Genomic DNA, 11,769 nt, shown 5'->3' on the forward strand with positions numbered 1-11,769 from the left:
TAGGCGACCGTGATCGAGTCCTTATGGACGTCAAGACCCACGTACAAAGTGCTATCGTGTTCCATGCTGGCCTCCGCGCTGGAAATCGCCGGGTGTGGCACTGTCCACACCATGCGGCTCTGGCAGTCATGCTAACCCGCGTTTGATTCYTCGCGGCGGGCCAGCCCTCTTTGCCCCAGGGGAGTCATATTGACTAAAACGCCACCATCTGGAAATCGCCCTTGCGCATGCCGCAATCGGGACAGCTCCAGTCCTCCGGCACCGCACTCCATGCCGTGCCAGGCGCGATGCCATGCTCCGGCATGCCAGCGGCTTCGTCGTAGACAAGCCCGCAAATCTCACACTGCCAGAGCTTCATGCCGCGGCCCTCACCGAAGGCGCCCGGCTGGATACGCCGGCCCGCGCGGAAGTGGCCTCGATCTCCGCGATCAGCGGCTCGATGCGCGCCAGCTGCGCACGGTTGTCGTGATCCCACGGGTGGAAGCCCGGCCGGAAATAGTCGAACCAATCCGGGATCATCTTGCGCAGCACGCCGGGCTTGCCCCACAGGAAACGCACCACGCCGCCAAAACCGCTGAGCTTGTTGCGGCACTCGCGATCCGCCATCACCAGCCGGATGTGGAACACGAACACCATCGCCCAGAACGTCACCGTGGTGGTGAGCATGGTGAAGGTGCGCAACAGATAGCGATATAGCCCCGGCTTCATCACGGCATTCCACACGTCGTAGGCCACCGCCTTGTGCTCGGTCTCTTCCAGCGCGTGCCAGATCCACACCTGGTGATAGCCGGGCTCGGAGCCGCCCATCTGCTCCGGGTCCGCCAGCAGCCCGCCGGCAAGCATCGCGGTGTAGTGCTCGAGCGCGATGGTGTGCGCAAGCTGCCATGACTTGGGCAGTATCTTGCGCAGCACGTTGAGCAGTTTGCCGACGAAGCGGTCGAGCGGTTCGGCGGGCAGGCCCGCATCCGTCATCAGCCGGTTGTAGAGAATATGCTCGCGCGTGTGCATGGCTTCCTGGCCGATGAAGCCCGCGATGGCGCGCTTGAGCTCGGGGTCGGTCACGTCGTCGCGATAGGCGCGCACGCTGTCCATGAAGAAGCGCTCGCCCGCCGGGAAGAAGATCGAAAGCGCGTTGACGAAGTGGGTGACATGGCGGCCCCGCACGTGCCAGTCGCCGATGCGGCTGGCGGGCAAGTGGGGATGCACATCGCGTCGGACTGGCATCATGATGAGTACTCCTGTCGATTCGTGGAATGCGTCGGGTGCATCGGGTGCATCGGGTGCATCGGGTGCGTCAGGTGCGTCAGGTGCGTCAGGTGCGTCGGGTGCGTCGGGTGCGTCGGGTGTTGCAACAGCGGCTCAGCGCCCGTCGAGAAAAGGCAGCAAGTCCGCCGCCACGCGCTGCGGATCCTCTTCCATCGGGATATGGCCCAGGCCTGCGTAGCGCTGCAGCCGCGCGCCCGGAATGCGCCCGGCAAAGGCTTGCGCATGCGCCGGCGGGATCCAGCGGTCACACTCGCCCCACAGCACCAGCGTGGCCGAGCGGATGCCATTGAGCGCTTGCGTGTCTAGCGCGTCGAAATCCAGCTTGGGCACCATGCGGCCGACCGCTTCGCGGCTGCCCTCGGCGTAGAAGAAATCGACATAGCGGCGGAAGGTGCCTTCGTCCACCCGCGAAGCATCGCCGTAGACATCGCGCGTGGCGGCGCGGATCACGCACTCCGGCAGCAGCCACGGCGCCGACCAGCGCACCGGCGCGTGGTTGAACAGCGCGATATAGAGCGGCAGCTTCATCGGGAAACCGGCGGCATCGATCAGCACCATCTTGTCGACGCGCTCCGGATGGCGCGCAGCCATGTCCCATGCGATCAGGCCGCCCAGCGAGTTGCCGATGACGCTGGCGCGCCGCAGGTGGATGGCGTCGCAAAAGGCGTCGATGAAGCGGCGGTACGTGTCCACATCCATGGTGAGAATGCGCCCGCGCGCATCGCGCAACGGCCCGGTCAGGCCAAAGGGCGGCAGGTCCACGCGCAGCACGCGATAGCGTTGCGCGAGTGCCGGCAGCACGCCTTGCCAGGTGTGCAGCGAGGCGCCAAAGCCGTGGATCAGCAGCAGCGGCTCGCCGTCGGGCACGCCTTCATCGGTGTAATGCACGAGCGTGCCCATCACCTGCACCCAGCGCGAGGCCGGCAGCGCGTAGCGTCTGGCAAGCGTTTCACGCGACAGGCTGAACAACCCTACGCGGCCCTGGCCGAACCAGCGCGTGAGCGCGCCGGGTGGCTGCGAGAGGCGGCTGTCCGCCGGCATGGCGACGCGGTTCATTGCGCCTCTCCGCCATTGCCGCTGGCCTTGGCCGGCACCGTGTCGGGCACGTCCGCGGCGGGCTTGCCGAGCGGGCCTTTGCGGCGCGCGTCGAACACCACCAGCTTCTGGTAAGCCGCGGGCAGCAGCCGCGCCATCATGTCGGCGGCAACCGCATCCGGGCCGATCAGCACGCGGCGGCGGTTGTGGCGCACGCCGTCGAGGATCACGCGCGCGGCCTTGTCCGCTGTGGTGATGAAATACTTCTCGAACTCGTCGCGGCCCTGCTGCTCGTCGTGCACCAGGAAGCCGGTGACGTTCGCGGAAATGCGGCTGGCCTGCGCAATATTGGTCTTGATGCCACCCGGGTGCACGCAGGTCGCGGACACGCCGCACGCCTGCATGTCGAGCTCCTGGCGCAGCGATTCCGTGAAGCCRCGCACCGCGTACTTGCTCGCGTTGTAGCCGCTCATGCCGGGCTGCGCGAAGATGCCGAAGATGCTCGACGTATTGATMACGTGGCCTTCGCCGCTGGCCTTCAGGTAGGGCAGGAACGCCTTGGTGCCATGCACCACGCCCCAGAAGTTGATGCCCATGATCCATTCGAGGTCATCGTAGCTCATGCCCTCGATGGTGCTCGACAGTGCCACGCCGGCATTGTTGAAAATCAGGTTGATGCGCCCGTGCGTGCGCGCGGCCTGCTCGGCCCAGGCGTACATCGCGGCGCGGTCCGATACATCCACGCAGTGCTGCGTGAAAACCAGGCCCGGCGCCGCGCGCATGACCTCGGCCACCGTCTGCGCGAGGCCTTTTTCATTGCGGTCCGACAGCGCCAGCTGGCAGCCTTCGCGCGCCAGCGCGAGCGCGAGCGAGCGGCCCATGCCGGAGCCTGCGCCGGTAATGGCGGCCACCTTGTTCTTGAAATCCTTCATGCGGTGTCTCCTCGGTGTTCTTCTTGTCAGGTTCGCGGCCGGACGCGCAGCGCGCTCACGCCTCGATGGCCTGGCTGGCTGTGCTGGGTGCGCTGGGTGCGAGCGCGTGCTGCATCAGCGGACGGATCTCGTAGTCAGCCATGCGAAAGCGTGCGKTGGCGCGGCGGAACTGCCAGGTGAATCCGGGCCACAGCGTGGTGTTCTTGCCGGTCTTGGGGTCGAGGTACCAGCTCACGCAGCCGCCCTCCGACCACACCGCGCCCGCCAGCTTGCGCTGCAGCCCGGCGTTGTAGTCGCGCTGCGCGGGCGCTCGCACGTCGATGGCCTGCACACGCTGCTGGCCCATGGCCTTGAGCGCGCCGAGGATGTAGTTCACCTGCGACTCGATCATGAACACCATCGAGCTATGCCCCAGGCCGGTGTTCGGCCCCACCACCAGGAACAGGTTGGGGAAGCCGGCCACGGTGGTGCCCAGGTATGCCTCGGCGCCATCGCGCCAGGCGTCGAGCAGGTCGGCGCCGCGCTGGCCGAGGATGGCGCCGCGCGGAATCGGGGCGGTGGCGTGAAAGCCCGTGCCAAAGATGATGCAGTCCGCCTGGCGGCGGGTGCCGTCGCGCATCACGATGGCGTCTTCCTCCACATGGTCGATACCGTGAGTCACCACGTCCACATTGGCGCGCGCCAGCGCGGGGTAATAGTCGTTGGAGATCAGCACGCGCTTGCAGCCGATGGTGTAGTCCGGCGTGACGGTGGCACGCAGCGCGGGATCGGCGATCTGCCGCTTGATATGGCGGCGCGCAATGCGCGCCACCACCGTCATCAGCTTGGGATGCACCACAAAGCCAAGCACGCGCGACTCCAGCGCCCAGTAGATGCCGGTGCGCATCAGCTTTTGCGTGAGCGGCAGGCGGCGGAACAGCCAGCGCTCGGCAGCCGACACCTTGCGGTCGGGCTTGGGCATGATCCACGGCGGCGTGCGCTGGAACAGGTCCAGGTGCGCCACCTGCGGCGCGATCTGCGGCACGAACTGGATGGCGCTGGCGCCAGTGCCGATCACCGCCACGCGCTTGCCCGCCAGCGCGTAGTCATGGTTCCAGTGCTGCGAGTGAAACGCCTCGCCGCGAAAACGCGCCAGGCCCGGGATACTGGGATACGCCGGCCGGCTCAGGCCGCCCATGCCCGACACCAGCACGCGAGCCCGCACGCGCTTGMCATCGGCCATGTCGAGCTGCCACGTGCCGCTGGCGTCGTCCCACGCGGCGCGGCGCAGTTCGTGGTTCAGGCGCAGGTGGGGGCGCAGGCGGAACTGGTCGGTGCAGCGCTCCAGGTAAGCGCGGATCTCCGGCTGCGGCGAAAACATGCGCGACCAGTTGGGGTTGGGCGCGAAAGAGAACGAGTACAGATGCGACTGCACATCGCAGGCGCAGCCCGGATAGTGGTTGTCGCGCCACGTGCCCCCCACCGAGGCGGCCTTCTCGAACAGCGCGAAGTCATGCAGGCCTGCCTGCTTGAGGCGGATCGCCATGCCCAGCCCGGCGAAGCCGGTGCCGATGATGGCGATATCGATGTGCTCGCCGGGGCCGGGCCCCTTCGGTGATGGCTGGGCTGTGGATAACTCCGGGGGCAGGTCTGCTGGCGCGTTCATAAGCTGTCTCTCGTGTCGCTGGCATGCACGGCGGGATGCCGCATTGCGTCGCAACATCCTTGATTGTGACATTGATGGATGTCATCGTAGGCACGCCAGCGCCCCGGGTCAACACGGAGATTTGAATCGCCACTCTAATTTTTAGCGGATTTTAGTGGCTTGTTGAGCGCATAAAACAGGAAGAAAGCGCGCCTTCCCGCACTGAGGGGCGTACCCACCGCTGCGTTTGAAACCGGCACCGATCTGCCGGACATGGCAAAAAGGCGACGGTGGCTATCCCGGCGCGCGGCCCAGCAACCGCTTGCGCCAGGCATTCGGGGTTTCTTGCGTCCAGCGTTTGAACGCATGGCTGAACGCGCTCTGCTCCGAAAAGCCAAGCAGCATGGCCAGCTGGGCGAGGCTGATAGCGGGGTCGGCAAGGTAGCGCTCGGCCTGCGCGCGGCGCAACCCGTCGACCAGCGCGGAGTAGCTCAGCCCCTGCGCCTGCAGCCGCCGCTGCAGCGTGCGCACCGGCAAGCGCAGGTGCGCCGCCACCGCCGCGATCGGCACCTCGCCCCGATGCAACGTCGCGCTGATAAAGGCACGCGCCTGCGCGATCTCGCCAGCGCCGTCCGCCTCCAGCGCGCGCAGCTGGGCCTGGGCGATACGCGTCATCTGCGTCTGCATTTGCGCATCGGCCTGCATCGAAGGGCGCGCCAGCAGCGCGGGATCGATGTGCATGGCGTGGCGCCCGGCGTTGAAGACCACCGGGCAGCCGAATACCCGGGTGTAGTCGCCGGCGTGGTCACCGGGTGGCGGCGCGTGGGGAAACTCGATGCGCTCGGCAAAAAAGCCGTCGCCCAGCAGCCAGCGGGAAAAGCAGATCCACGTGGCCATGTGCAGCTCGTGCGCGTGGCGCGACAGCGGGCCGTGCTGCGCCTCCCACGTCATCCACGCGCCCTGCGCCGTTTCATGCAGGCGGGTGCGGCCGATATCGTTGGCCAGCACCTCGTAGCGGATGCCCTGCAGGATGGCCTCGCGCACCGTGGGCGTGGTCAGCACCACATAACCCATCTCGGCATAGTGGCGCGGCCGGAAGGCCGCGCCCGCGTGCAGGCCCGCCAGCGGATCGCCAGCGGCGCGCTCCAGCGCATCGAGCAGCGTCAGGTAGTGCGCGACGCCGATGCGCGTGGCGGGGCCGGCCGCGCTGTCGAGCAGGGCGGGATCGAGCCCTGCCAGCACGAGCTGGTCGGCCAGCGCGATGCCGGCGGCCTCGCCGTAGTCGAGCACGGTGCGCAGGTAGGGCAGCGACACGGTGCCGGGCGTCTCGGCGACGTAAGCAGCGCTGGCGATGTCGGTGATAGCAGCGGCGGGGAGCGCCGCGTTGGCGCGTGGCATCAAATCACCTGTCATGCGGGATCAAGACCGGGGCCCGATCTTTATCCAAACTGCGGCGAGCGTCAATGCGGGGTATCGGCAACGCGCATCGCAAGGCCCGCGCAATGCACCCGCAATGCACCCGCAAGCAGACGGATAAGCGCAAAACAGGAGACACACCATGCACACCCCGGCCACCGAGCCGCCCGCGTCCGCGCTCTCGCGGCGCGGCTTTCTCAAGATTGGCTTTGGCCTGTCCGCCGCACTCGCGTGCGCCGGCCTGGTCCCGGCATTGTCCGGCTGCTCGCCCGCGCACAAGCAACCCGCCACCGGCATGCAGTTCTTGCGCGAAGGCGACGTGGCGTTGTTCACCGCCTTGCTGCCCGCCGTGGTGGCGGAGCTCGCCGAGCGCGAGCGCGGCCCGCGCGAACTGCAGCTCGGCCAGGCCGTGCGCAATGTCGACGCCACATGCGCCGCAATGGATGCCAACGCGCGCGCGGAGTTGCGCAAGCTGCTTGACCTGCTCGCCATCGGGCCGTTGCGCTGGGCACTCGCGGGTGTGGGCCAGGACTGGAAGCAGACCGACACGCAGCAGGCGCGCCGCTTTCTCGCGCGCTGGCGCGCCAGCCGCTTCGCCACCTTGAATGCCGGCGCCGTGGTGCTGGTCAAGCTGAGCAGCGTGGGCTACTACCTGCTGCCGGCGGCGTGGGCGGGCAGCGGCTATCCCGGCCCCAATCCCGCGGTCTTTCGTGCGCTGCACGCCTGAAGCCAACCCATACCCAATACGCGAAACCCTCATGGCTATTCCCGATATCTATAGTGCCGGCATCGCCGCCGGCTGGAACGTGGTGGACGGCGCCACGCTCACGGCGCCGGTTTCGCTCGACGCCGACGTGGTCATTGTCGGCAGCGGCGCCGGTGGCGGCGTAGCCGCCGAGATCCTCAGCGAAGCCGGTTTGCGCGTGGTGCTGGTGGAGGAAGGCGCGCTGCGCACCTCCGACAGCTTCAAGGACATGGACGAGGGCCGCGCCTATCGCGAGCTGTACCAGGAGGGCGCGGCGCGCGCCACTTCCGATGGCGCCATCGCCATCCTGCAAGGGCGCTCGGTGGGCGGCAGCACGACAGTGAACTGGTCGTCGAGCTTTCGCACGCCAAAGGAAACGCTGGCGCACTGGGCCGCGCACCACGCGGTAAGCGGCCACGGCGCCGCGGACATGGCACCGTGGTTCGCGCGCATGGAGGCACGGCTGTCGGTGGCGCCGTGGGGCATGCCGCCGAACAATAACAACGATGTGCTCAAGCGCGGCTGCGACAAGCTGGGCTGGGAGTCGCACGTGATCCCGCGCAATGTGAAAGGCTGCTGGAACTCCGGCTATTGCGGGCTGGGCTGCCCGGTCAACGCCAAGCAATCGATGCTGGTATCGACCATTCCCGCCGCGCTGGCCAAGGGCGCCACGCTGGTCCACCGCGTGCGGGTGCGCGCGCTGGAGCATGACGGCAAGACGGTCACCACGCTTGCTGGTGAAGCGCTGGGTGCCGATGGCCGCACGCCTTTGGGCATCGCGGTGACCGTGCGCGCGCGGCACTACGTGGCGGCCGGCGGCGCCATCAACACACCGGCGCTGTTGCTGCGCTCGCGCGTGCCGGACCCGTATCAGCGGGTTGGCGTGCGTACCTTCATCCATCCGGTCAACCTGAGTGTGGCGGTGATGCCCGAACAGGTCGACCCGTACTACGGCGCACCGCAATCGATCGCCTCCGATCACTTCCAGTGGAAGGATGGCGCCACCGGCCCGATGGGCTACAAGCTGGAAGTACCGCCCTTGTTCCCCGGCATCAGCGCTGGCGTGTTCAACCAGGTGGGCGAGGCGCTGCGCGCCGACATGGCCGCGCTGCCGCATGCCAACGCCATGCTCGCGCTGCTGCGCGATGGCTTTGTCGCTCAGAGCGAAGGCGGGCGCGTGCGCATTGCCGACGATGGCAGCCCGGTGCTCGACTACGACATCAGCGACTATGTCTGGGACGGCATGCGGCGCGCCTGGCTGAGCATGGCCGAGGCGCAGTTTGCCGCAGGCGCGCTGCGGGTGCGGCCGGCCCACCTGGACGCGCCGTACTACGACAGCTGGGCGCAAGCCAGGCAGGGCATCGCCACGCTGCCGCTGGCCAAGTTCCGCGCCGCGCTGTTTACCGCGCACCTGATGGGTGGCTGCGCCATGAGCGACCAGCCGCAGGGCGGGGTGGTCGACAGCCATGGCCGCCATCACCAGCTGGCCAACCTGTCGGTGCTGGACGGCTCCGTGTTTCCGACCAGCATAGGGGCCAACCCGCAACTGTCTGTTTTCGCACTCAGCGCGCAAAACGCCCAGGCGCTGGCAGGGCAGCTGGCCCGATGAGCGCCGCTTGCCGCTGCGCGCGGCGGCGGGCCTTGGCCCGCAAGGCCGCGCCCCCCTTTGGCAGGGAAGCAAAATCCGGCGAGGCACGCGCGGCATGCAGGCACAATCCAATCCATTTAGAGGCAACGCTCCAAAAATGCACTTGTGAAACGCGCGCAGCGCTCGCTAGGCTCCGTACAACTGTTTCAAGCATCCGTTTGCCGTCAGAGCAGGGAGCTGCTGCAGTGTGTGGAGTTTTGCTGGGGTTGTACGGCATGACCATAAGAGAGACGCCCCCTATGAAGACCGGAAAAGGCACGGCAGGAGACACCAAGGCCCGCATTCTCGACGCCACCGAGCGCTTGTTCATCGAGGTCGGCTACGAAGGCACCTCGCTACGGCAAGTGACATCGCGCGCGATCGTCAATCTGGCCGCGGTCAATTACCACTTCCGCAGTAAAGACATCATGATGCAGGCGGTCCTGGGCCGCCGGCTCGATCCGCTCAACATGCGCCGCCTGGCGCTGCTCGATGCCTGCGAGGCGCGCTGGCCGGGCGCGCAGATCCGCTGCGAACACGTGATGGGCGCGCTCTTCGTGCCCGCGCTGCAAATGGCGCGCGAGCCCGACGTGGGCGGCCCGTCGTTCCTGCGGCTGCTCGGGCGCGTGTATTCCGATACCTCGCCATTCATCCAGTCTTATCTGCTCGGCCATTACGCGCCGGTGTTCGGCCGCTTCTCCGATGCCTTCGCCCGCGCGCTGCCCGAGATCCCGCCGCAAGAGCTGGGCTGGCGCCTGAATTTTGCGCTCAAGGCGCTGGCCGGTGTGCTGGCCGGCGACGAGCTTGGCAACCTGCTGCCGGCCTTTACACAAGGCAAGGACCTGAGCGACGCGCACGTGCTCGCCCAGTTGAGCGCGATGGTGGTGGCTGCGCTCAAGGCACCCGTGCCCGCCAGCCAGCAACTGTGCGCGCTGCAGGACGTATTCCAGATCGGCAAGACCCAGCACGCTGAAGCGCACGCCGGCCAGGCCGCGCTGACTGCCCTGGCGGCAGAACAGGCGCAACGCGCCGACACCCTTTCCGTTGCCGTGCGCAAGACACGCCGCGCGGCACGCAACGAGGGCGCGACACGCGCCGCCGTCACCAGCATGACGGTGCGCGGCGCGCGCGAGCACCCCTTCGTCTTCCCGAGCAATCCGCTCGACGACTGGATGCGTACCCGCTCCAGAACCTAGCGGCGCGCTGGCGCCGGCCAACCGCCGGCGCAGGCCTGGCTGCCGCCAGGAGCCCGAGTTACGAGAGCCCCGCTTGAGCCAGGCATCCGGCCGTCCTTAGCCCGGCATTTCCGCGGCGATCCGCACTCAGGCATTCCGTTCACAACGACACCACGCGTACGCCCGGCGCACGCGGTGGACCGCTGTCGCCCGCGTTTTTGCGCGGGCCGGCGCCACAACAGGAGACCCGCATCGTGAAAGCCCTGTATTCCCATGCGCTGAGCGCACCCGTATCCGCATTGAAGAACCCATTGCCCTTGCTGCGCCGTCCCGCAGCGGCCTGTGTGTTCGTGTTCGCGTTCGCGCTCGCATTGCCGGCACTCGCACAACCGCAGCCACAGTCCCCCGCCAGTGCCGGCACCGGCACCGCCTACGACGGGCTCACGGCGCAGCAGCAGGCCGCGCTGCTGTCGAAGCAGATCGCCAGCGGCGAACTGGCGAAGCTGCCCGATGAGCAACTGCTTGCGGCCATCAACGCGCTGCAGCCCGAGGCCGCACTGCTGTGGGCCAAGACCGAGATGAACCGCTACCCCGAGTACGAGTACTGGATGACGCGCCAGGAGCGCCTCAACGGCCAGTGGCAAGACCAGCCCGCGCGCATGATGATCCGCTACCGCCACGCGCCGCGCCAGCTCTATGCGAAGTGGCTGCCAGGCGGCAGCCAGGCCGGCCAGGAAATCATCTACGACGAGACGCAGCGCAAGGATGAGATGTACGGCCACCTCGGCGGCATGCTGGGCTTCACCTCGATGTGGATCGCGCTCGACGGCACCATCGCGCGCGCGCAGTCCAACCACACGGTGCGCGACCTGGGCTTCCAGTACGTGGTGTCGATGCTGGATCGCGATGCCAGGTCGCTGCGCGCCGCCGGGCTCACGGAGAAGTTCACGCGCGCGGACATCGTGCAGGAGCAGGGCATGCGCATGGTCGCGCTCACCTGGGACCTGCCGGCCGGTGCGCCACGCTACTACGCCAAGCGGGTGCAGCTGATGCTGGACCTGAAGAACCCCTGGCCGCGCGTGGAAACCGCCTGGGACGCGGAGGGCAACATGGTCGAGAAGATTGTCTTCGAGAAGGCGGTGCGCAAGACCTTCGACGCTAGCGCCTTCGATGCAAAAAACGGCGACTACAAATTCTGATGCTGCATCACCGTGCCCGCCAGGCAGCGCCGCGCGCGTTTGAATCCGCTTGCGCGGGCACGTGCGCGGCGGTTTGAACAAGCGGCGCAAGCGCTTGCGCTGCCATGCCACAGGCGCGGCACGCCATGTTTGGAACGCACGCTCTATTGACGCTCGCTGGCCCCGGCAGCGAGAGTCGCTGCACGGAAAGGACAGTGCATTGCCGCGCAAGGCGGCACGCAAAACAACAAGACCGATAAGAAGGAGACAAGTCATGGCCCGTCTGGATGTATGCAATGGCCTTGCAGCGATGGCTGGCACGAGCCTCGCACTGATGCTCGCCGCATGCGGCGGCGATGGGGTACCCAACCCGGCCAAGGCGGATGTTGCGTCCTGCGCCAGCACCAGCAGTTGCCCCGCTTCGGGTCCGGCCACTACCGGCCCGGCCGCCGCGCCGTTGTGCCCCGCCTCGCTCGACTACACGACGGTGTTCACCGGCGGCTCCGGCGGCGGCGAGCTCGTCAAGATGCAGTTCGATACCAGCGCGATGACCTACACGCTGCAGATCATCGAATCGCCAGTGCCCAAGATCACCAACAGCGTCTATCCAACGCGTGCCGGCGTGACCTTCACCGGCAAGATCGCTAACCTCAAGTCGCTGCCCACGGCGGAGCAGAATCGCTGTGCGCTGGCATTGCAGAGCGCGACGCCATCGGACAATGCCTCGCAGGCCCTCATCGACCCCGCCAACCCGCCCGTGATTTTTGTCGG

11 protein-coding genes are annotated in these 11,769 nt (G+C 67.4%); 5 read left to right on the plus strand and 6 right to left on the minus strand.

Annotation, left to right across the window (positions count from 1 at the left end; genetic code table 11):
* Positions 1–193 precede the first annotated feature (193 nt).
* The 6 genes from AC1DS3_RS27710 to AC1DS3_RS27735 all read right to left on the minus strand — a co-directional run bounded on the left by AC1DS3_RS27710 (position 194) and on the right by AC1DS3_RS27735 (position 6,255).
* The gene (locus tag AC1DS3_RS27710; protein ID WP_441639363.1) at positions 194–358 is read right to left on the minus strand and encodes a rubredoxin; all 165 of its coding nucleotides are present in this window, start codon (positions 356–358) and stop codon (positions 194–196) included.
* On the minus strand, positions 355–1,227 hold the full coding sequence (locus AC1DS3_RS27715; RefSeq protein WP_441639365.1) for a metal-dependent hydrolase: 873 nt from the start codon (positions 1,225–1,227) through the stop codon (positions 355–357). The genes AC1DS3_RS27710 and AC1DS3_RS27715 overlap by 4 nt, the downstream gene beginning before the upstream one ends.
* 132 nt (positions 1,228–1,359) lie before the next feature.
* Complete coding sequence (locus AC1DS3_RS27720) at positions 1,360–2,322, minus strand: alpha/beta fold hydrolase (RefSeq protein ID WP_477128367.1); 963 nt, start codon at positions 2,320–2,322, stop codon at positions 1,360–1,362.
* A complete protein-coding gene (locus AC1DS3_RS27725) occupies positions 2,319–3,233 on the minus strand; it encodes an SDR family NAD(P)-dependent oxidoreductase (RefSeq protein ID WP_441639369.1) in 915 nt (304 codons plus the stop codon). Before AC1DS3_RS27725 ends, AC1DS3_RS27720 begins: the two co-directional genes overlap by 4 nt.
* Before the next feature lie 55 nt (positions 3,234–3,288).
* Entirely contained in the window at positions 3,289–4,878 is a 1,590-nt protein-coding gene (locus AC1DS3_RS27730) for a flavin-containing monooxygenase (RefSeq protein WP_477128368.1), read from the minus strand.
* Between the two features lie 273 nt (positions 4,879–5,151).
* The gene (locus AC1DS3_RS27735) at positions 5,152–6,255 is read right to left on the minus strand and encodes an AraC family transcriptional regulator (protein ID WP_441639373.1); all 1,104 of its coding nucleotides are present in this window, start codon (positions 6,253–6,255) and stop codon (positions 5,152–5,154) included.
* Positions 6,256–6,415: 160 nt separating this feature from the next.
* On the opposite strand from AC1DS3_RS27735, the gene AC1DS3_RS27740 reads away from it, so the two are divergent.
* The 5 genes from AC1DS3_RS27740 to AC1DS3_RS27760 form a co-directional block, all read left to right on the plus strand.
* The gene (locus tag AC1DS3_RS27740) at positions 6,416–7,000 is read left to right on the plus strand and encodes a hypothetical protein (RefSeq protein ID WP_459372389.1); all 585 of its coding nucleotides are present in this window, start codon (positions 6,416–6,418) and stop codon (positions 6,998–7,000) included.
* Between the two features lie 31 nt (positions 7,001–7,031).
* On the plus strand, positions 7,032–8,627 hold the full coding sequence (locus AC1DS3_RS27745) for a GMC family oxidoreductase N-terminal domain-containing protein (protein WP_441639377.1): 1,596 nt from the start codon (positions 7,032–7,034) through the stop codon (positions 8,625–8,627).
* A 278-nt stretch (positions 8,628–8,905) separates the two neighbouring features.
* Positions 8,906–9,841, plus strand: coding sequence for a TetR/AcrR family transcriptional regulator (locus AC1DS3_RS27750; protein WP_441639379.1), 936 nt, complete (start codon positions 8,906–8,908; stop codon positions 9,839–9,841).
* Positions 9,842–10,131: 290 nt separating this feature from the next.
* Positions 10,132–11,019, plus strand: coding sequence for a DUF1571 domain-containing protein (locus AC1DS3_RS27755; RefSeq protein ID WP_441639386.1), 888 nt, complete (start codon positions 10,132–10,134; stop codon positions 11,017–11,019).
* Between the two features lie 253 nt (positions 11,020–11,272).
* The coding region (locus AC1DS3_RS27760) for a DUF2957 domain-containing protein (protein WP_477128369.1) at positions 11,273–11,769 on the plus strand (497 nt) is incomplete at its 3' end.

The sequence above is a fragment of the Cupriavidus sp. 01L46 genome (assembly GCF_056399905.1).

Excerpts from the sequence above, each read along its gene's own strand:
- AC1DS3_RS27745 (WP_441639377.1), top strand. The coding sequence starts at position 7,032 with ATGGCTATTCCCGATATCTATAGTGCCGGCATCGCCGCCGGCTGGAAC.
- AC1DS3_RS27715 (WP_441639365.1), bottom strand. The coding sequence starts at position 1,227 with ATGATGCCAGTCCGACGCGATGTGCATCCCCACTTGCCCGCCAGCCGC.
- AC1DS3_RS27750 (WP_441639379.1), top strand. The coding sequence starts at position 8,906 with ATGAAGACCGGAAAAGGCACGGCAGGAGACACCAAGGCCCGCATTCTC.
- AC1DS3_RS27720 (WP_477128367.1), bottom strand. The coding sequence starts at position 2,322 with ATGAACCGCGTCGCCATGCCGGCGGACAGCCGCCTCTCGCAGCCACCC.
- AC1DS3_RS27740 (WP_459372389.1), top strand. The coding sequence starts at position 6,416 with ATGCACACCCCGGCCACCGAGCCGCCCGCGTCCGCGCTCTCGCGGCGC.
- AC1DS3_RS27735 (WP_441639373.1), bottom strand. The coding sequence starts at position 6,255 with ATGCCACGCGCCAACGCGGCGCTCCCCGCCGCTGCTATCACCGACATC.
- AC1DS3_RS27710 (WP_441639363.1), bottom strand. The coding sequence starts at position 358 with ATGAAGCTCTGGCAGTGTGAGATTTGCGGGCTTGTCTACGACGAAGCC.